The 19,695-nt window shown below is 66.2% G+C and carries 16 protein-coding genes; 2 read left to right on the top strand and 14 right to left on the bottom strand.

All coding sequences use genetic code 11. The features are described 5' to 3' along the window. Positions 1–4: 4 nt before the first annotated feature. Entirely contained in the window at positions 5–1,057 is a 1,053-nt protein-coding gene (locus CFB39_RS17275) for an NAD(P)-dependent alcohol dehydrogenase (RefSeq protein WP_089473737.1), read from the bottom strand. 227 nt (positions 1,058–1,284) lie between these two features. On the opposite strand from CFB39_RS17275, the gene CFB39_RS17270 reads away from it, so the two are divergent. Next, positions 1,285–2,241 (top strand): AraC family transcriptional regulator, encoded by a 957-nt coding sequence (locus CFB39_RS17270; protein ID WP_089473736.1) that lies wholly within the window; start codon positions 1,285–1,287, stop codon positions 2,239–2,241. A gap of 64 nt (positions 2,242–2,305) precedes the next feature. Here the strand turns inward: CFB39_RS17270 and CFB39_RS17265 are convergent, their stop codons facing one another. From CFB39_RS17265 to argB, 13 genes are all read right to left on the bottom strand, one after another. Continuing rightward, positions 2,306–3,358: a M48 family metallopeptidase gene (locus CFB39_RS17265; RefSeq protein WP_089473735.1), complete on the bottom strand. Its 1,053-nt coding sequence runs from the start codon at positions 3,356–3,358 to the stop codon at positions 2,306–2,308. Beyond that, a complete protein-coding gene (locus CFB39_RS17260; protein ID WP_089473734.1) occupies positions 3,348–4,769 on the bottom strand; it encodes an AmpG family muropeptide MFS transporter in 1,422 nt (473 codons plus the stop codon). The genes CFB39_RS17265 and CFB39_RS17260 overlap by 11 nt, the downstream gene beginning before the upstream one ends. A 119-nt stretch (positions 4,770–4,888) precedes the next feature. Continuing rightward, positions 4,889–5,497, bottom strand: coding sequence for a methionine biosynthesis protein MetW (gene metW / locus CFB39_RS17255; protein WP_006755281.1), 609 nt, complete (start codon positions 5,495–5,497; stop codon positions 4,889–4,891). Beyond that, entirely contained in the window at positions 5,494–6,639 is a 1,146-nt protein-coding gene (locus tag CFB39_RS17250; protein WP_089473733.1) for a homoserine O-acetyltransferase, read from the bottom strand. Before CFB39_RS17250 ends, metW begins: the two co-directional genes overlap by 4 nt. A gap of 355 nt (positions 6,640–6,994) precedes the next feature. Continuing rightward, the gene (locus tag CFB39_RS17240) at positions 6,995–9,913 is read right to left on the bottom strand and encodes an autotransporter outer membrane beta-barrel domain-containing protein (RefSeq protein WP_089473732.1); all 2,919 of its coding nucleotides are present in this window, start codon (positions 9,911–9,913) and stop codon (positions 6,995–6,997) included. A gap of 379 nt (positions 9,914–10,292) precedes the next feature. Further along, positions 10,293–10,835, bottom strand: coding sequence for a fimbrial protein (locus CFB39_RS17235; protein ID WP_089473731.1), 543 nt, complete (start codon positions 10,833–10,835; stop codon positions 10,293–10,295). A 246-nt stretch (positions 10,836–11,081) separates the two neighbouring features. Beyond that, the gene (locus CFB39_RS17230) at positions 11,082–12,131 is read right to left on the bottom strand and encodes a fimbrial protein (RefSeq protein ID WP_089473730.1); all 1,050 of its coding nucleotides are present in this window, start codon (positions 12,129–12,131) and stop codon (positions 11,082–11,084) included. Between the two features lie 54 nt (positions 12,132–12,185). Beyond that, complete coding sequence (locus CFB39_RS17225; RefSeq protein ID WP_089473807.1) at positions 12,186–14,798, bottom strand: fimbria/pilus outer membrane usher protein; 2,613 nt, start codon at positions 14,796–14,798, stop codon at positions 12,186–12,188. Positions 14,799–14,908: 110 nt separating this feature from the next. Then, positions 14,909–15,673: a molecular chaperone gene (locus tag CFB39_RS17220; protein ID WP_089473729.1), complete on the bottom strand. Its 765-nt coding sequence runs from the start codon at positions 15,671–15,673 to the stop codon at positions 14,909–14,911. A gap of 99 nt (positions 15,674–15,772) precedes the next feature. Beyond that, a complete protein-coding gene (locus tag CFB39_RS17215; RefSeq protein WP_089473728.1) occupies positions 15,773–16,315 on the bottom strand; it encodes a fimbrial protein in 543 nt (180 codons plus the stop codon). A 494-nt stretch (positions 16,316–16,809) separates the two neighbouring features. Continuing rightward, positions 16,810–17,475, bottom strand: coding sequence for a nucleoid occlusion factor SlmA (gene slmA, locus CFB39_RS17210; RefSeq protein WP_089473727.1), 666 nt, complete (start codon positions 17,473–17,475; stop codon positions 16,810–16,812). Continuing rightward, entirely contained in the window at positions 17,442–18,233 is a 792-nt protein-coding gene (locus tag CFB39_RS17205; protein WP_089473726.1) for a pyrimidine 5'-nucleotidase, read from the bottom strand. Before CFB39_RS17205 ends, slmA begins: the two co-directional genes overlap by 34 nt. Then, the gene (gene argB / locus CFB39_RS17200; protein ID WP_006490510.1) at positions 18,230–19,129 is read right to left on the bottom strand and encodes an acetylglutamate kinase; all 900 of its coding nucleotides are present in this window, start codon (positions 19,127–19,129) and stop codon (positions 18,230–18,232) included. The genes CFB39_RS17205 and argB overlap by 4 nt, the downstream gene beginning before the upstream one ends. Before the next feature lie 304 nt (positions 19,130–19,433). On the opposite strand from argB, the gene CFB39_RS17190 reads away from it, so the two are divergent. Then, a complete protein-coding gene (locus tag CFB39_RS17190) occupies positions 19,434–19,658 on the top strand; it encodes a cysteine-rich CWC family protein (protein ID WP_089473725.1) in 225 nt (74 codons plus the stop codon). Positions 19,659–19,695: the final 37 nt, after the last annotated feature.

Raw genomic sequence — 19,695 nt, 5'->3', positions numbered from 1 at the left:
GCGCTTACTGCTTGATCGACGCCATGTCGATCACGAACCGGTACTTTACGTCGCTCTTCAGCATCCGCTCGTAGGCCGCGTTGATCTGCTGCATCGGAATCGTTTCGATATCCGACGTGATCCCGTGCTCCGCGCAGAAGTCGAGCATTTCCTGCGTTTCCGCGATCCCGCCGATCAGCGATCCCGCGAGGCGGCGGCGCTTGAAGATCAGGTTGAACACCTGCGGCGACGGATGGTCGTGCTCCGGCGCGCCGACCAGCGTCATCGTGCCGTCGCGCTTGAGCAGGTGCAGGAACGGGTTCAGGTCGTGCTGCGCGGCGACCGTGTTCAGGATGAAGTCGAAGCTGTTCAGGTGCGCGTTCATCTGCGCCTCGTCCTTCGAGATCACGACTTCGTGCGCGCCGACCCGCTTGCCGTCCTCGATCTTCGACGGCGACGTGGTGAACAGCACGACGTGCGCCCCCATTGCGCGCGCCAGCTTCACACCCATGTGGCCGAGGCCGCCGAGCCCGACGATGCCGACCTTCTTGCCGGGGCCGACGTTCCACTGCCGCAGCGGCGAGTAGGTCGTGATCCCCGCGCACAGCAGCGGCGCGGCGCCGGCCGGGTCGAGCGTCTCGGGCACGCGCAGCACGAACGCCTCATCGACGACGAGCTGCGTCGAATAGCCGCCGAACGTGATGTCGCCCGTCACGCGATCCTGGCCGTTGTAGGTGCCGACGAAGCCGTTCTCGCAATATTGCTCGAGGCCTTCTTCGCAGCTCGCGCAGGTGCGGCACGAATCGACGAGGCAGCCGACGCCGACCAGCTCGCCGACCTTGAAGCGCGTCACGTCCGGGCCGGTCGCGGTCACGCGGCCGACGATTTCATGGCCCGGCACGACCGGATAGATCGTGTTGCGCCATTCGTTGCGGGCCTGGTGCAGGTCCGAGTGGCAGACGCCGCAGTAGAGGACGTCGATCTGGACGTCGAGGTCGCGCAGCGCGCGACGCTGGAATTCGAACGGGGCGAGCGGCGAGCGCGAATCGGTCGCCGCGTAGGCATAGGTAGTGCTCATGCGATGGGCTCCTTGTCCGGAAAGCATCCGGCGAAACAGACTGCCGTCGCATCATGTGGCGATGCGGCGAGGCAGGACGTCATCGTAAGGAGCGCGGCGCCGCAGTGAAATACCCGAAGGTCTGGAAGATTTGCCTATTCCTCTCTAACTGCGTGCAAACAGCCGTCAAAACACGTTCCAGGTGCTACATTGCGAGCCAGATTCTCTTGCCGGACAGGACCACGCAGATGAGCTTCGAGCCCCTTTTCACCGACACGGGCGACCGTGTGCAGCGCCGCATGGTCGAGCTGCATACGCGTCTCGCGCCGAACGAGGGCGACACGCTCGCGGCGCTCGACGGCGTGCGCTTCATCCGCGTGAGCCGTCCGGCGCCGCGCATGCCCGTGTTGTACGAGCCGAGCATCGTCGTCGTGTGCCAGGGGCGCAAGCTCGGCTATCTCGGCGAGCGTTCGTTCGTGTACGACGCGCAGCAGTATCTCGTGCTGTCGGTGCCGCTGCCGTTCGAATGCGAGACCTTCGCGAGCCAGGACGAGCCGTTTCTCGCGATCTCGATCCGCGTCGATCTCGCGGTGATCGCCGAGCTCGCGATCCTGCTCGACGAGACGCTGGGTGCGCCCGTCAGCGAGCCGCTCGGCGTTGATTCGACGCCGCTCGACGCGCCGCTGGCGGATGCCGTGCTGCGACTGCTCGAAGCGCTCGCGTCGCCGCACGACACGCGCGTGCTGGGCCCCGCGATCATGCGCGAGATCGCGTATCGGGTGCTGACGGGCGAGCAGGGCGACGCGATCCGCGCGGCGCTCGTCCAGCAGCATCACTTCGGCCGCATCGCGAAGGCGCTGCGGCGCATCCATGCGGACCTGAAGGCCGCTCTCGACGTCGAGACGCTCGCGCGCGAGGCCGGCATGAGCCTCGCGGTGTTCCACGCGCAGTTCAAGCACGTGACGGCGACGTCGCCGATGCAGTACGTGAAGGCGGCACGCCTGCATCAGGCGCGGCTGATGATGGTGCAGGACGGGATCGGCGCCGGCGCGGCGGCCGCGCGGGTCGGCTATGCGAGCGCGTCGCAGTTCAGCCGCGAGTTCAAGCGGCTGTTCGGCCGCAGCCCGGGTGACGAGGTGCGCTGGATGCGCGAAAGCGGCGCCCGGCCGGTCGGCGATCGGGCGGAGATCGACCTGACGACCTGAGCGAACGGCGGCGTGCAGCGGCAGTGCCACGCGTGGGGAAGCGACGTGTAGCGCTGCCGCATCCTCAGCGCCGCACGACCTTGCGACGCTGCGCGCTGATGCCCGCGTAATCGGGCAGCGTGTCGACGCGCTTGCCCACGGCCTTCGCGTACAGCGGCATGAGATCCGGGAGGCGGTTCAGCAGGTCCTGGCGGCGGGCGGTGCTGTACGGGTGCGTATAGATGAAGCCCGTCGCCTTGTTCCCGCGCGTCGCGACCGCGAGCTTGTCCCACAGCGTGATCGCCGCGCGCGGATCGAAGCCCGCGCGTGCGGCGATGTCGCCGCCGATCACGTCGGCTTCGGTCTCGTCGGTCGGGTCGTAGTGGAGCGACTGCAGGCGTTCGCCGAGGTTCAGTGCCTGCGGCAGCGGTTCGCCGACGCCGAACAGCGGCGGCAACGCGGCCGCGCGCAGCGACGTCTGCGACGTCGCGCTGAAGTTGCTGCGCGCGTGTTCGCGCAGCGCATGCGCGATGCCGTGCGCGAGCAGCACGCCGAGCTCGTCGTCGTTCAGGCGGACGCGGTCGAGCAGGCCGCCGTACACGAGCACCTTGCCGCCCGGCAGGCAGGTCAGGCGAATGTCGCGCGAGCGGATCGCGTTGACGTCCCACGCCCAGCTCTTCACGCGGTCGTTCCATTTCACCGAATACGGCGCGAGCTTCGCGACGATCGCGCGCAGGCGCTTCACGCGCGGCTGGTTCGCCGGCAGCAGGCGGTTGCTGTCGGCGGCCGCCTGTACGATCTGCGCGTATTCGTTCGCGGTGAGCTGCTCGAGCAGTGGCGACGGGATCAGCGTGCGGAAGGCAATGGCGTCGCCGTAGCGGACCTGCTGCGATGTCTGCGCATAAGCCTTCGCCGACGCGGCGCCGCCGGTCGGCTGCGCGGGTTCGGCGGTGGCCGGCGCGACGGATGCGGCGGAAGTCGCAGGCGCGGCCGGAATAGCGGGTGCGGCAGCCGGCGTGGAGCCCGCTGCAGTCGCGGCGGTGTCGGACGCGTGCGCCCACGTCGCGGCGAGCGCCGCGGCGCCGACGCTCAACGAAGCCGCAACGCGCGCGAGGCGGTGCAGGGCGTTACTGCGCACGGCTGGCCTCGCCATTGCGTGCGGTCCCGTTCCACGGCGCGATCTTGAACAGCAGCAGCATGCCGGGAATCGCGAGCGCGGTGCACACGATGAAGTAGTCGAACCAGCCGATCTTCGCGACGATGAAGCCGCTCGCGGCCGACGCGAGCGTGCGCGGCACCGACGCGAGGCTCGTGAACAGCGCGAACTGCGTGGCCGTATAGCGCGGGTCGGTCGTGCTCGCGATGTACGCGACGAACGCGGCCATCGTCAGGCCGGTGGTGAAGGTTTCGAAGCCGTACACGAGCGCGAGCGCAACGGTCATCGGGCTGAATTGCGGCGTGACCGCGATGCCGAACACCGACAGTACCGACGCGATCGCATGGCTCGTCGACACGGTGAAGTCGTAGAGCATCGCGAGCACGGGCGAGCCGGGGCCGAGCTGCGCGAGCCACGCGAAGCCGAGCGTCGACACCATCTGCAGCGCGCCGAAGATCCACAGCCCGCGGCCGATGCCGATCTTCACGAGCCAGATGCCGCCGATGATGCCGCCGGCGACGCTCGCGACGAGCGCGGTGGTCTTCGCGACGATCCCGATCTCGGTGCGCGAGAAGCCGATGTCGAGGAAGAACGACGTCGACAGCGTGGTGGCCATCGTGTCGCCGATCTTGAACAGGAAGATGAACGCGATGACGAGCAGCGCGCCGGCCCAGCCGTCGCGCTGGATGAATTCGCGGAACGGCAGCACGATCGCGTCGCGCAGGTTGCGCGGCGGCGTGCCGACCACTTCGGGCTCGCGCACGACGAGCGTCATCAGGATGCCCGGCAGCATGAACGCGCCGGTGATCGCGAACACGACGTCCCACGGCAGGTGGTCGGACAGGATCAGCGCCAGCGAGCCGGGGATCAGCGCGGCGAGCTTGTACGCATTCACGTGGATCGCGTTGCCGAGGCCCTGTTCGGTATCACGCAGCAGCTCGCGGCGATAGGCATCGATCACGATGTCGGCGCTTGCGCCGAAGAAAGCGACGAGCGTGGTGAGCGCGGCGACCGTCCAGATCGAGTCGCGCGGCGACACGAAGCCGAGCGCGGCGATCGCGCCCGCGACCAGCAATTGCGTGAGCAGCAGCCAGCCGCGCCGGCGGCCCGGCCGCCAGCCGGGCAGGCGCGGGACGTAGCGGTCCATCAGCGGCGCCCACAGGAACTTCCACGTGTACGGGAACTGGATCAGCGCGAACAGGCCGATTTCCTTCAGGTTCACGCCCTCGGAGCGCAGCCAGGCCTGTACGAGGTAGACGAGCGTGAAGAGGGGCAGACCCGACGTGAAGCCCAGGAACACGCAGATCAGCATGTGCGTGTTCAGGTAGGCGCGCCAGCCGGGGTGATCCTCGTGAGCGGTGAGTGCGGGCGCCTCGTGTGGCGTTTTCGACATGGACTGGAACTGGATAGCGTTGACTGATTGCGGCGGCAGCGCAGGCGGCGGCGCGGGGCGCGCAGCGGCGCGGCCGCACGTATGTGCGGGCCGACGGCGTCCGTCAACGGCTCCCCGGCTCAGCTGCGCTTGACGCGGTAGACAGCAAGACTACCACGCCAGTTCGCTCCCCATCGAATCGGTTGGCCTTCGTGCAGCACCACGCGGTCGAGGATCGTCACGCCGACTTCGGGCGCGAGCGCCTCGAAATCCTCGATCGTCAGCACCCGCACGTTCGGCGTGTTGTGCCACTGGTAAGGCAGCGATTTCGACACCGGCATCCGGCCGTTCAGCACCGACAGCCGGTGCGGCCAGTAGCCGAAGTTCGGGAACGACACGATGCACTCGCGCCCGACCCGCGCGGTTTCGCGCAGGATCGCGGCCGTCTGGTGGATCGTCTGCAACGTCTGCGACAGGATCGCGATGTCGAAGCTGTGGTCCTCGAACAGGCGCAGGCCGTCTTCCAGGTTCTGCTGGATCACGTTGATGCCGTTCTTCGCGCTCGCGAGCACGCCCGCGTCGTTCAGCTCGATCCCGTAGCCGGTCACGTCCAGTTCTTCCATCAGCAGCGCGAGCAGCGAGCCGTCGCCGCAACCGAGGTCGAGCACCGTCGAGCGCGGTTCGACCCAGCGCGCGATCGTGCGGAAGTCCGCGCGCGCGGACAGGGAATTCAGCGCTTGCTGGTTCATGCTCCTACCTCGTTGGCGATTCGTTCGTAATACGCGCGGATCAGGTTGTGATAGCGCGCGTCGTCGAGCAGGAACGCGTCGTGGCCGTGCGGCGCATCGATCTCCGCGTAGCTGACCGTGCGCTTGTTGTCGAGCAGCGCCTTCACGATCTCGCGCGAGCGGGCCGGCGCGAAACGCCAGTCGGTCGAGAAGCTCGCGATCAGGTATTTTGCCTGCGTGTGCGCGAGCGCGGCCTTCAGGTTGCCGTCGAACGCCTTGGCCGGGTCGAAGTAGTCGAGCGCGCGCGTGATCAGCAGGTAGGTGTTCGCGTCGAAGTAGTCGGCGAACTTGTCGCCCTGGTAGCGCAGGTACGACTCGACCTCGAACTCGACGTCGAAGCTGAAGTTGTACGCGTCGAGCGCGCCGTCGGCGCGGCGCAGTGCGCGGCCGAATTTCTCGGCCATGTCGTCGTCGGACAGGTACGTGATGTGGCCGATCATCCGCGCGACGCGCAGGCCGCGCTTCGGCTTCACGCCGTGCGCGTAGTAGTCGCCGCCGTGGAAATCGGGATCGGACAGGATCGCCGAGCGCGCGACCTCGTTGAACGCGATGTTCTGCGCGGACAGCTTCGGCGTCGACGCGATGTCGATGCAGTGCGCGACGCGCTCCGGATACATCAGGCTCCACGCGAGCGCCTGCATCCCGCCGAGGCTGCCGCCCATCACCGCGGCGAAGCGCTCGATGCCGAACGCATCCGCGACGCGCGCCTGCGCGTGCACCCAGTCCTCGACGGTGACGACCGGGAAGCTCGCGCCGTACGGCTTGCCGGTGGACGGGTCGACGCTCATCGGGCCGGTCGAGCCGAAGCACGAGCCGAGGTTGTTCACGCCGATCACGAAGAAGCGGTTGGTGTCGAGCGGCTTGCCCGGGCCGACCATGTTGTCCCACCAGCCGGTGCTGCGCGGATCGTCCGCGTAGACGCCGGCGACGTGGTGCGACGCGTTGAGCGCGTGGCAGACGAGCACCGCGTTCGAGCGCGCGGCGTTGAGTTCGCCGTACGTCTCGACGACGAGCTGATAGTTGCCGATCACGCTGCCGCTTTGCAAGCGCAGCGGTTCGGCGAAGTGCATGGTCTGTGGAGCGACGATGCCGATCGATTCCATTCGTTCCGCCTTATGACTGGGCAGCTAAATGGTGTCGGCGATGCGCGGAGTCGGAGATGCGCGGCTGACGACCTCTTTAGCCGCATTTGTAGTGAACCGCCGGGCGAGGACGAATCAAGGCCCTGGCTGGTTCGCGCGCCCGCAATCGAGTCAGCAAATCGGCGCGTTTCTGGCTGCCGCCCGAGGGGCGGCAGTCGGCAAAGTATAGCGGAAATTGCCCGGAGCGCGTTGGGGTGGCGCCGGGCGGGCCGGCTGGCGCCGCCGCGGCTGACACAGGTCCCGGCGGTGGCGCCGGGCGAGGCGCGACGGCGGGCGGCTCGCTGCGCCAGCCCGGCCACCGCGTCGCATCGCATGCTCACCACCGGTATTTCGCCGCGAATTCGCCCTTGACCACCGCGTAGTCGGACAGATTCGCGTCGACGCCGAGGCCGGCCGACACCGCGAAACGCTTCGACACCTGCCCGGTCGCGCCGATCCGGAACGCGGCCCGGTCGCGCGGCACGCTGAACGAGAACGCGTTGCCGTCGAGCGTCAGCGATCGCGCACCGGGGCCGTGCCACCAGCTCGCCTCGACGTAAGGCCGCAGTTCGCGCCCCGGCGCGACGGCGGTGACGCCGTGCACGCGTACGCCGACGCGGGTCAGTACGTCGGTCGAGCCCTGGCCGTCGAGGTAGCCGCCCGCCGCGGCGTGCGCCGCCGCGCGATAGTCGGACACGACGAGCTGCGCCTGCGGTTCGACGAAGAAGCGCGTATTGCCGCGCGTGTAGAAGCGGAACGAATGGCCTGCCTCGAGCGACCCGGTGACCGTGCGCGACCGGTACGAATCGCCGGCGAGGCTGCCGCCGACGCGGTTGGCATAGGTGCCATACAGAAACCACGCGTCGACATACGGGCCGGACAGGATGTCGTGGCTGCCGTACCAGGTGCCGTACAGCCCGACGTTGTAGCCTTCGACGCTGCCGCGCGCGGTGGCGTCTGCCGTGCGTTGCTCGGCCGCGTTCCACAGCGCGCGCGTCGACCAGCTCGTCTGGCTGCCGTAGAGGCCCATCGCGCCGACCCGGATGCGGCCGCCGCGGCCATCGTCGAAGCGGAGCAGGTCGGCGCCTGCGTGAAGCAGCCGGCCGTTGCCCGACACGCTGCGTGCGCCGCCGGACATCGACGTGAACTGGCCTTCGGCGCGCATCCAGCCGGCGCCGTCGAGCGGGCCCGCAGCCGCGCCGTCGGTGCGCAGCGAACGATCCTCGCGCTGACGCAGCGTGTGGATCACCATCGCCGCGGCTGCGTCGGCGTTCGCGAGATAGGCATCGGGTTCGGGCGCGATGGTTCGCGGCGGCGGTATGGTTTCCGGGTCGACGGGCGGTTCGGGCTTCGCGGCGGAAACGAGATACCAGTCGTCCGCGTGGCCGCCTTGCCCGCCACGCGCGAGCATGTAGTCGTAGCCGCCGGCGGACAGCGTGCCGAAGCCGCGGCGATAGCCGTCCGAGCCGGTATCGAGCGTAAACGCCGTGACGTCGGTCGTGCCGCCGTTGCGGGTCTCGACGAGCGGGATGCCGACCGTCGTTTGCGCACCCGAGCCGCCCGAATGCTTCACGACGAGGGCCGTGTTGCCCGATGCATGCCCGCCGTCGATCACGAGTTTGTCGGTGGGTGACGTGTCGTCGTGCAGCGTCGTGTAGACCAGCAGCCGGCCGTCGCGGGCCGTGTAGTCGCCGTTGACGACGAGCGAGCGCGGCGCGCCGGCGCCGGGCGCGGCGAATGCGATCGCCGAGTCGTTCAGCACGATCGAGCCGACCGTCGAATCGCCGGTGATGGTCCACTGGCTGCCGCTGTCGAGCGACAGCGCGCGAACCGCGTCGGTCGCGCCGGTCCAGGTGGACGCGCCGGATAGCGCGACGTCGGTGACGGCGGGTGTCGGGTTGCCGTCGTCGTCGGGCAGGTTGGCGATGTTGCCTTCGGCTTGCGCGCCGGTCTCAAGTGCCAGCCGCACTGGCGCGCCGGTCTCCGCGCGCACGGACAGCAGCGTGCCGTTGCCGCCTGCCGCGCGCGTGCCGTTGCGCAATGTGATGTCGGCATTGGATGCGGAGATCGCGCCGTGCCGTTCGCTGACGAGCGAGCCTTCGTCGACGGTCAGCGTGCCGCCGTGAATGGCCGCGGCATGCGAGCCGGCACCGGTCGCGCGCGTGTCGGTGCGGAACAGGTCGATCGTGCCGCCGGCACTCGCGTAGAGCGCATCGGCCTCGGCGCCGTGCGTCTCGACAGTCATGTCGGCAAGGGTGACGGTGGAGCCCTTGCCGCTGGACATCGCGCCGCGTGCGCGCTCGCCGCTTGTCGCAATGCTGCCGCGCGTCATTGCGACCTTGCCGCCGAGTCGGGCGAGTGCGCCGATCGAGCGGGCGCCCGTGGTGGTTACGTCCGTATCGATTGCTTGCACGAAGGGCGTCTCCGTGTATTCCTTCGACGCGTACAGCCCGTGAGCGCTCCGGCCGTGGGTGACGATGCGCGTGCGGGCAAGGTCGACGCCGCCCTCGCGGGTGTCCACGCCGAGCGCGTAGTCGCCGTCGGTTTCGAGGTGCGAGTCGCCGAATGACGCAGTCGAGGCGCCGGGCAGAAACAACACCGATGCATAGTCGCCGCTCGTCCTGATATCGGTGCGGATCAGCGTGGCCCGGATGCCGCCGTAATTGAGCGATACACCGACACCGAACAGGCCGCTGGTGCGGATCAGCGTGTCGGTCACGTCGACGGTGCCGTCCGGCACAAGGTTGGCCATGATGCCGTACGCCTCCTTTCCGCGCGTCACGATCACGCTATTGGAGAGGTCGAGCCGGCCCTTCGCGCCGTCGACGGACGCGCCGTGTGCATAGTCGCCATCGGTATCGATCGAGATGCGTTCCGCCGTAGCGCTGCCGCCGTAGCGGATGTCGATGCCGGCGCCGGAGCCGCCGCGAGTCCGGATTTCCGTATCGCGCAGTGCGAGGCGTGAGTTCGGGCCCCATGCGGCCGCGCCTGCGGCGCCGATGCCGGTCGAGAACACGCGAGTCTTGCCGGTGGTCGCCAAAAGGCCGCCGTTGACGGCGGCCAGCACGGCATCGCCGGATTCGCTCGTCGAATAGTCACCCGGCGCGACTTCGAGCACGATGCCGTCTGCGCGTTGCGGGCCGCTACCGGTGACCTGTGCGATGGACGGCCACGGCAGCGCCGCGCCGGCGAGCAGCGCCGAATACACCAGACGGCGGTTCTTGCAAACCTGTGGAACAAGGGGGCTCAAGTTCACCCGTACACCTCGAGTCGTGTTGAATGGGTGAAAATTAACTTATTTGGGTTAATTGGGAAATCGGACGCGTTCGAATATTGCGAGTGGCGTGCACAGTGGGCGCGACGCAGAAAGGGGCGGGTGAGGCGCGGTGATTCGTTGGTGCGCGTTGACCGTGCGTTGACCGTGCGGTGGGCGCATAAGGCAGGAAGGCAGGAAGGCAGGAAGGCAGGAAGGCAGGAAGGCAGGAAGGCAGGAGGGAGTGCGTGGGATGTCTGCCGACCGGCGGGACAGCCTGCGGGCGCGCGGAGGGTCGCGCCCGCAGGCCGCCGGACGGCAGACGCGTACCGGCCGACTGCAACCGGTGCGCTGGCGCGCGGGGTGCGCGCCGTATCGCCGCTTACTGATACATGATCGAGTACATCACGGACGTGTTCACCGTGCCCTGGCCGGCCGCGCCGCCGGTCGCGACGTATTGCGCGTAATACGGCAGGTCAGCTGCGCCGTTCGTCAGCGCGACCGCCTTCGAGTTTTCGTCGGCCTTGCCGAGCCCGATGTTGGTCGAGTCGCCGTTGAGCAGCCCGATCTCGACGTTCCTCGCCGAACCCGATGCGTTGAGCAACTGGCCGGTCGTCGAGTTGACCGTCGTGCCCGGCTCGAAGTGCGTATAGACGTTGCCCGAGGCCGGCGAGCAGTTCTTCAGGCCGATCTTGAACGGAGTACGGCCGGCCGTCGCGCCACCGGCCGCGAGCGACGACGTCGACACCTTCGGCAGCGCGACCGCGAAGTCCTTGCCGCCAGTACCTGCGCCATCGATCGTGCAGGTTTGCGTGCCGATCTTGCCGTTGATGGTGAGCGTGCCGTCGGCGGCGTGCGAGATGGCCGGCAGGGCGGCTGCTGCGGCGACGGTGAGAGTGGCGATGCTCGACAGTGCGAATTTCATGTCAATTCCTTTAGTGCTATTTAAATAAATGGATATCGTCGTCAAATCATCCTTGTGCCATGGCTGGCAATTCGGATGACGCGTGACTTCTTCCATTGCTGGTCCCCCGATGCAGTAGGGTCTACTGCGAAGCGGAAGCCTGGGTTGACCACCGACTGAACGGTGGCATTCGAGGAATGCCGGTGGCCCGAAAGCGTTCGGTGGCCGATCGTTCCTCGCAAATTCAGTTTTGCTGAGCGACAGCGATCACTGGTAGCTCATCGTGAATGTCGCGACGCCTTTAACCGTTCCGGCGGAAACCGGGCCGGTGGCGATGTATTGCGCGCTTAGCGGAATGCTGGTCGTCGTAGCTGACGGTCCGACATACCATTGGTTCGGGTTGCCGGATGAAATGGAATCCGGGCCATAGCTGACTGGATTGCCATCTTTCAGAATCCGCAACTTGACGCCTCGTGCAGAGGAATCCTGAGTGAGTGTCAATTGGTCGGTCAAATTGCCCTGATCGGTCAGATCCGTCAGCGTCACATATACTTTTGAGCCTGATTTGCAGGACAGGCTGATGTTGAAATGGGTATCCCCGGCCGTCGCACCGATCGTCTTTAGTTTGCTGGCAGCAGTTGCCGGCAAAGGTACATTGATCGAGGGAGTCAAAACGCTGCAGCTTTCCTGCATTGTTTGAATGGTTGTGCCGTTTTTCTTCCAAAAAAACCGCCACGTCAGCGTGCGCTCACCGCTTGTTCGGTTGTAAATATTCATCATGAAGACGTATTCGCCCGTTAACCCGGCGCCTACGGGGAGGTAGTTGTATAGTTCATTGTTTACCTTGACCACCTCTATTTTTATTCTCAATTTTCCGGTAATTGGAAAGGTGTCCTTAATCGGCGGCTGCCATTCCTGGCCGGATCCTATCATTACTTCGCCAGAATCGGCATTGGTGATTCTGAATCCAATTGATCCCCAGTAACCCCCGCTTCTTGCGATGAATACATTTGGTATATTGGATAGTCGGTAGTCGACTGCAAATCCAATTCGCCATCCTCCTGCGCCGTGTGGGTTGGCCTGGCAGCTGTAGCCATATTCGAATATTCCGGATGCAAGCACCGTTCCGTTGGGGGCTCTCGGCGGAACGAGGATATTTCCGTCGTTGTATGTCCAGTCAAAGAAAGGGGATGGGTTGTATGGCACGTACTGGCATGTTTGTGCGTGAGACAATCCTCCGCCGAGCAGTATGGGCGACAGCCAGGTGATTAGCATTATTAAAATTTGGTTCTTTGACTTTCGCGAGATGAATTTCATGAAATTTGTTTTCTGGATTTGATGGTGAAAGCGTGCGGCGATATGCGAGGCGTCTTATTCTTTTGCCTTGGGCGGTGCGTAGTCGCATTTCGCATCCATGCGCTCGTATGCTGCATGTTTGCTGCGCTCCGTCGGCAACTGGTACGAAAACCTACAAGCATCGGCTGCACGATTACCCCATTTCGCCGTCAGCACGCCCGAGTCGTTCAAGCTGCGGGTGAATAGGGTGCCGCCTTGTCCCGACATGCCGATGGTCTTGTCGTCCGCATCGACCACGGTGCTGCCGAACGGCACGGGCTTGCCGTTCGGCTGGCGCATCGTCAGTAGCACGGCGCGACCGGTCGCTGTCTCGAACTTGAGCTTGACTACCGAATTCGCGCGCGGCGCGACCTGCTGACTGGTCGACAGCATCTCGACATCGAGTGGAATACCCTTCGGATCGAGCTCGATCGTATTCAGCTGATACGGCGTCAGATTCGGGATCACCGCAAAGCCGCGCCGGTCGATACGCACGTCGGTGCCGCTCGAGAGGCTTGCGCCGACGGCGTCCTTCGCCTCGACGATCGCGACTGTCTCACCGAGATCGTTGGCGAGCGTGACGCCGCCGGCGTGCCCGACGAGCGCGCCCGATACGCCGACGGATACGCTCGAGTAGCCACTGCCGCCGCTTGCGCTCCCCGAGAACGTCGCCCACGGGGCGCGATATTGCGCATTGCCGCCGCCGGATGTCGCACCATTGCCAGCGTTGACGTTGATGCCGTACGAGAATGCGCTGGACGTCCCGACGGTGCCGGTCAGCCCCATCTGGCCGGTCGTGCCGCCCTGGTTGTCGCGCGCGACGCTTGCGCTCAGCGTCGGTGCGTACGACCGCCGACCGAGCGGAACCGTGACGTTCGCATACACCTGATTGCTCAGTCGCCCCGTGAAGCCGTCGCGCTGCCGCGAGACTGACAGGTTGTAGCCCAGGTTGAGGCCGGCGACGCGCAGGCTGTTGTTGTAGCCGACCTGGAACTGCGTGGTCGTGCCCTGGCGGTTCCAGTAGCTGATCGTCGAACCCACCGCGAACAGCGTGCCGCGCCCTTCGCCGAGCGTCTGGTTCAGCGTCAGCTGGATCTGGTTGCGCTGCCGGAATGCGTTGTTCGGATCCATGCCGGCTGCCGCCTGTTCACGGGCGTACATCGTGTCGCGCATCGTCCAATAGCCGCGCGACGAATAGCGGTAAGCAGCGACCGCGATGTTGGTGCCGGTCTCCTCGATGGACTTGCTGTAGCTCACACGGACGCTCTGGCCGCTCGTTGCCGATACGCCCGGAATGTGCGCGCTCGCATGCGTGACGTCGACGGCGAGTGCGCCGACCGGCGTGTTGAACGCCGCGCCGACCAGCCCCGCCACGTAGTTTTCCGCCGCGATCGCGCCGACATAGCCGGTCAGCAGGTTGCTGATGCCGCGCTGATACGTGGCCTGCGCGAAATTCGGGTGGCGATTCAACCCTGCATCGCGCATCTGACCCACCGCAAACGCGTAGCGCGAGACGCCCGGGCGCATGGATTGCACGACGGCCGCATATGGCACCGTGAAGCTGTGCTTCCTGCCGTCCGCCTCGGTGACGGTGACAAGCAGGTTGCCGCCATAGCCGGTCGGATACAGATCGTTGATCTCGAACGGCCCCGGCGCAACGTTGGTTTCGTACAGCACGGTGCCGTTTTGCGTTACGTTGACGTGCGCGTTGGTCGTCGCGACGCCGCGAATGACCGGCGCATAGCCGCGCATTGAGTCGGGCAGCATGCGGTCGTCCGATTCAAGCGTGGCGCCGCGCATGCCCACGCTGTCGAACAGCGTGCCGTCGGTGTAGGTCTCGCCGATCTTCAGCTGGCTGCGCCATTTCGGCAGGTCGCGCTGCACGTAGGTATTGAGGCTCTGATAGCGGCTGTCGCCTTGCGATTGCGCGCTATAACTGCCGTTGTGCCGGAAATGCCAGTTCCCGATATTGACGCCCGCGTTCAAGCCCACGAATGACTGCGTGCTTGCGTAGCCTGACGAGGTATTGCGGAACAGGTTCGCGCTGTATTTGAGCGTCGCGCTCGGCACGCCGCTGTCCCACAGCGTCGGGCTCACGTAACCGCGCGGATTGCGCAGCAGCGCCGCCTGCGGGATGCTGACGTTGATGCGCAGTTCCGACAGGTCGAATTCGTATCTTGCCTCTGCGACGAGCTTGTCGATGTCGGTGCACTCGCCAACCTGCACGCGCGCCAGTTCGTCGCGTGCGGCGTCGGTCAGCGCCGCATCGTCGAGGCCGAGCCTCGCGACGAGCGCGCGGTCGAAGCACGGCACCGCATTGGTTTCGCCGGCTTTCGCGTCGAAACGCACCGTTGATCGGCCATTCCATGTCCCGTTGACGTAGAGATCCACCAGGTAGTCGCCCGCCTGAACCGGATTGCCTTGCGCGAAGCGATCGACATCGAGCCGTTGCCCGCGCGGCTTCATCATCAGCGTGTCATTGAAGTGGACCTGAGCCACCTGGAGAGGGGCGTCGGACCTACCGGGCGTGACGACGGCGAACCCGTCGGCAGTCCAGCTGCCGAGCGCCGCCATCACGAGCAGATAGCCCGGTTTGGGCGTGAGGCCCGTGATGGCTTCGAGTGGCTGAATAGGATGATTCGCTCGCATGAATTCAATGTGTTGATGCCGCATCGTCATGGCGCGAGCGACGGTATGCCTGCGCCGGTGCGATCGCCGCACCGCCGGTTAGCAACGGGTTGATTCAGGGACGCGGTGCGTCAGTGCGCTTTCTTTGGCGCGTACTTGCCTTCGACGCCACCGCCGTAATCATTGAGGAACGTGTAGTCGACCTCGATCGGCCCGGTGGGCAGCGACGAGACGTGGCCGACGTCGAACTGTTCGGTTGCGTTGGGCTTGACCATGCCGCCCATGTCGTTGGTCCGGGACGTGCCGCCTGCCTTGACGGTCAGCTTCGTGAACGTCACGTGGTAGGGCGTCGGATTCGTTGCCAGCAGCGCATAGCCGCCGCCCGCCTTGGGGGCGAAGTTCCACGTGACCTGTTCCGCGGACTCGTCGGCCACGCCTTGCAGGGCGGTGGGGCGGAAAAACAGCTTGATGCGCGAACGAAACGCGAGCTGCAGCAGGTTTGGCGATTCGGGATCGTCCGCCGCCTGGGGAGGCACGTCGAGCACGTTGAGCCAATACAGGGTTTCCTTGTCCTGTGCGAGCGGTTCCTTCGTATAGATCAGCCGCAGGCTCTGGCCCTTCTTCGGGTCGAGGCGGAACAGCGGCGGCGTCAGCATGAAGGGCACCTTCGTGTCGTCGGGCAGCGCATTGGGATGGCCGTCGTCGATCCACGCCTGCACGAGCGACGGTCTCTCCCCCTCGTTGGTCAATTTCACCGTGACCTCGCGCTCTTTTTCGGGATAAACCACGCGCGTCCCGCCGATCACCACGCTTGCGTCGGCGACGCCGGCGCAAGCGAGCGACGCAACCAGCACGGCGGCGCTCGCGCTCGAACACCAGTTCGTTGACACTGTCATTATTTAGTTTTCCTTATATATAGAAGGGGGAGCGCTACCGGCATGATGCGGCCCGAGCCGCCGGTGCTGCACGATTCGGGCCGTGCGTTGCGAGATGGATTACTGGTACGCGACCGAGTACATGACCGACGTGCCGACCGTACCTGCGGTGGCGGCGCCGCCGGTCGCGACGTATTGCGCGTAGTAGTCAAGCGTTGCCGAGCCGCCCGAGATCGGGACGACCTGCGAGTTCTGCTGCGCCAGGGCCGCGCCGAGCTTGATGTTCGAGCCGTCCTTGTTCAACAGGCCGACTTCGACGTTCGTCGCGTCCCCCGTCTTGTTGAACAGCTGACCGGTTTGCGCGTTGACGGTCGTGCCCGGCTCGAAGTACACCGACGCGTTGCCCGAGTTCGGCGAGCAGTTGGACAGCGCGATGCGGAACGGCTTGCGGCCGGCCGTCGAGCCCGATGCGGACAGCGACGACGTGGACACGTTGGGCAGCGTGACGGTGAAATCCTTGCCGCCGCCATCACCCGAGATCGTGCAGGTCTGGGCGGTGATTTCACCGGTGATCGTGATCGTGCCGTCTGCAGCTTGCGCGGACGAGGCCGCTCCGAAGAGACCCGCCGTCGCCAGCAGAATGGAAAGTGCTTTCTTGGACATGTATGTACCTGTTAATGATGGCCTTGCGCCGCGAAGCGACGCACCGACGTTTCCTTGTCGCTGTGGGTCGCCGTCGCTGAAGCGGGTCGGCTGCAACAGCGGCTGGAAACTGGCGACATTATTTCCAAGTAAGGCATTTGTAAAAATTGGACGTTTCCTAATTGGCCAGGAAAAATCATCGAACGCGTACCGAATTTCGTATAAAAATAGTTAAGCGCGCGGGCGGTGCAAAGCGTGGCCGTCGGCGGGATCGCGCGCAATGCGACGCGCCGGCCTGTCCGGAGCACCGGAGAATTTTGGATTGGACTACGAAATGTTTAGGGCAAGCCTCGCATGCGAGCGAGGTACCCAATCCGGGTATCGGTCAGGTCGATTTCCGGAGGGCCGCTACGTTCCGTCCACGAAGCGCGTTGCCGGGCGTACGGTTGCTGCGTCTGCGCGGAAAGGCGATGCCGCTAGATCGGCGGGATCGAACCTGGCCGCCATCAAGAGCCTCACTGCAGGATCAGCCGCAGATGCGCATCGGCCTGTTCGCCGGGCGGTTTCTGGAATCCGCCCTTCGCGAAGCGGTGCCATCGGCCGATCACGTAGCTGACGAGCAGGCTCGCGCGGGCGGCCGGATCGTAGTCGGCCGGCAGCACGAACGGCAGCGCGCCGTCCTGCGGCGCGTTCGCCTCGGTGCGCGCGACGCGCAGGCATTGCTTGACGGTCGCCTCGATGCGGTCGAGCAACTGGTTCACGCGCTCGGTGAGCCGCTCGTCCTCGCCGACCAGCGCTTCGCCGGTCAGCACGCGGGTCATGCCGGGGTTCTTGGCGGCGAAGTTGAGCATCGTCAGCGCGATCGTGCGTGCCTGCTGCACGCCGTTCGGCTCCTTCGCGACGATCTGGTTCACGAGCCCGAACAGCGCCTGCTCGATGAACTCGATCAGCCCTTCGTACATCTTCGCCTTGCTGGGGAAGTGCCGGTACAGCGCGGCTTCCGACACGACGAGCCTGGCCGCGAGCGCGGCGGTCGTGATTTTCTCGGGTTTCGGCGCCTCGAGCATCGCCGCGAGCGTCTGCAGGATCATCACGCGGCGCTCGCCCGGTTTCGGGCGCGCGCGGGACGGTGTGGCCTGGTCTTCCTTTACGGCTTGGTCCTGCGGGTAAGTCGGCTGCATTTTTGTCGCCCCGATCGTGTGCCCAGTCGCAGCGATTTTAACGAACGAATGCGCTGATCGACATAGTGGGGGCGTCCGGTAACCGGCAGATGGCCCGGCAGGTGCCCCGTGATCCATACCGTGCCGATGCCGAGACGCTTGTAGCGCTTCAGGTGGCCGCGCGTATCTTCGACGAGGATCGTGTCGGCCATGCGCGCATGGGCGGCGCGCAGCGTCCGGCGCAGCATCGTGTGATCGGGCTTCGCGCGCCAGGTGCGGCGGTCGCGCATGTGCTCGATCGCGATCACGCGCTCGAACAGCCGCTCGATGCGCAGCTCGCGCAGCACCGCGCGCGCGTAGTTCTCCGGCGCGTTGGTCAGGATCAGCTTGCGGCCCGGCAGCGCGGCGACGATGCGCGCGAGGCCGCGCTCGGCGCGCACCATCGCCGGCAGGTCGGAAAACGTATGGACCGCGCGCAGGAAGTCGTGCGGGTCGATCGGATGGTGGCGCGTGAGGCCGAGGAGCGCGGCGCCGTAGCGCTCGGTGTAGCCGGTGCGCAGGCGGTCGGCTTCGGCGCGCTCGACCTGCAGCGCGTCGATGATGTACTGCGTCATCGCGCGGTTGATCTCGGGAAAGATCGCGTGCGATGCGTGGTGAAGGGTGTTGTCGAGATCGAACAGCCACACCGGCGCGCCGGCGCGGGGCCGGCTGCGCGACACGCGCCGGCGCCGCAGCGGGGCCGGCAAGTCGGGTGTGGCGGTCTTGCTGCGCTTGCTCAATGTGAGCGGATCATCGTGCCGAACGGCTGCTCGGTCAGGATTTCCAGCAGTACCGAGTGCTCGATCCGGCCGTCGACGATGTGCACCGACTTCACGCCGCTCTTCGCGGCGTCGAGCGCCGACGAGATCTTCGGCAGCATGCCGCCGGAGATCGTGCCGTCCTCGAACAGCGCGTCGATCTCGCGCGCGGACAGGTCGGTCAGCAGGTTGCCGTCCTTGTCCATCACGCCCGGGATGTTGGTCATCATCAGCAGCTTCTCGGCGTTCAGCACGGTGGCGAGCTTGCCCGCGACGAGGTCGGCATTGATGTTGTACGACAGGCCATCTTCACCGAAGCCGATCGGCGAGATCACCGGGATGAACGCGTCGTCCTGCAGCGCCTTCACGACTGCCGGGTTGATCGCCTCGACTTCGCCGACCTGGCCGATGTCGATGTACTGGCCCGGGTTGTCGCGGTCCGGCATCAGCAGCTTGCGCGCGTGGATCAGGCCGCCGTCCTTGCCCGTCAGGCCCACCGCGTGGCCGCCGAAGTGGTTGATCAGCATCACGATGTCCTGCTGCACTTCGCCGCCCAGCACCCATTCGACGACTTCCATCGTCTCTTCGTCGGTGACGCGCATGCCCTGGATGAAGGTGCCGGCCTTGCCGATCTTCTTCAGTGCGTGATCGATCTGCGGACCGCCGCCGTGGACGATCACCGGATTGATGCCGACCAGTTTCAGCAGGATCACGTCGCGTGCGAAGCCTTGCTTGAGCCGCTCTTCCGTCATCGCGTTGCCGCCGTATTTGATGACCACGGTCTTGCCGTGGTAACGGCGAATGTACGGCAGCGCCTCGGCGAGGATTTCTGCTTTCAGCGTGGGGGCGATCTGCGAGAGGTCGATGGGCTCGGACATGGCGGCGGCTCTGGCTGGGAACGGTTGAAACACGGCGAATTGTACAGGAGTGGCGCAGCGCAGCATCGGGTTTTTGGACGGGCCGGAACACCGGCGGCGCGGCCCGCGCACCGCACGCGGCGGCCCGCCGGCTATGGCGCGGCGCGATGTGCGCCACGCTGCGGGCAGCGCTGTGCGGGCGGTGGCGGCGAGGGGGCGCGAGCATTGGAAATGGCCCTCGGCCGAACGGCCGGCGTGCAAAATCCGTTCGCCGCGCTATGCTTGTCGCGTAGGGCGGCTTCCCGCCCGCTCGAGCGCTTTAGCCATGACCGATTCCGCCGCCGACGCCCGTTCCGCCCCGCGCCGCGCGCGCTGCCCGCACTGCGGGCGCAGCTTCGACTGCGGCGCCCGCACGCAGCCGTTCGAATGCTGGTGCGCGTCGATGCCGGTCTTGCCCGACGGTACGCCGCCCGCGGCCGGCGCACGCTGCCGCTGCCCCGAGTGCCTGGCCGACGAGATCGCGCAGCGGATGGCCGGCGCGGCCGGCTGACCGCATCGGCCGCGCACGCGGGGCGTCCCGCTCGCCG

This window comes from Burkholderia sp. AU6039, assembly GCF_002223365.1.
In the GTDB taxonomy this organism is placed as follows: Bacteria; Pseudomonadota; Gammaproteobacteria; order Burkholderiales; family Burkholderiaceae; genus Burkholderia.
This window is presented reverse-complemented; position numbering and strand designations above follow the sequence as displayed.

What these genes read in the sequence shown, in the direction of transcription:
- CFB39_RS17275 (WP_089473737.1), bottom strand. Translation starts at nt 1,057, where the DNA reads ATGAGCACTACCTATGCCTACGCGGCGACCGATTCGCGCTCGCCGCTC.
- CFB39_RS17270 (WP_089473736.1), top strand. Translation starts at nt 1,285, where the DNA reads ATGAGCTTCGAGCCCCTTTTCACCGACACGGGCGACCGTGTGCAGCGC.
- CFB39_RS17260 (WP_089473734.1), bottom strand. Translation starts at nt 4,769, where the DNA reads ATGTCGAAAACGCCACACGAGGCGCCCGCACTCACCGCTCACGAGGAT.
- metW (WP_006755281.1), bottom strand. Translation starts at nt 5,497, where the DNA reads ATGAACCAGCAAGCGCTGAATTCCCTGTCCGCGCGCGCGGACTTCCGC.
- CFB39_RS17250 (WP_089473733.1), bottom strand. Translation starts at nt 6,639, where the DNA reads ATGGAATCGATCGGCATCGTCGCTCCACAGACCATGCACTTCGCCGAA.
- CFB39_RS17235 (WP_089473731.1), bottom strand. Translation starts at nt 10,835, where the DNA reads ATGAAATTCGCACTGTCGAGCATCGCCACTCTCACCGTCGCCGCAGCA.
- CFB39_RS17230 (WP_089473730.1), bottom strand. Translation starts at nt 12,131, where the DNA reads ATGAAATTCATCTCGCGAAAGTCAAAGAACCAAATTTTAATAATGCTA.
- CFB39_RS17225 (WP_089473807.1), bottom strand. Translation starts at nt 14,798, where the DNA reads ATGCGAGCGAATCATCCTATTCAGCCACTCGAAGCCATCACGGGCCTC.
- CFB39_RS17220 (WP_089473729.1), bottom strand. Translation starts at nt 15,673, where the DNA reads ATGACAGTGTCAACGAACTGGTGTTCGAGCGCGAGCGCCGCCGTGCTG.
- CFB39_RS17215 (WP_089473728.1), bottom strand. Translation starts at nt 16,315, where the DNA reads ATGTCCAAGAAAGCACTTTCCATTCTGCTGGCGACGGCGGGTCTCTTC.
- slmA (WP_089473727.1), bottom strand. Translation starts at nt 17,475, where the DNA reads ATGCAGCCGACTTACCCGCAGGACCAAGCCGTAAAGGAAGACCAGGCC.
- argB (WP_006490510.1), bottom strand. Translation starts at nt 19,129, where the DNA reads ATGTCCGAGCCCATCGACCTCTCGCAGATCGCCCCCACGCTGAAAGCA.
- CFB39_RS17190 (WP_089473725.1), top strand. Translation starts at nt 19,434, where the DNA reads ATGACCGATTCCGCCGCCGACGCCCGTTCCGCCCCGCGCCGCGCGCGC.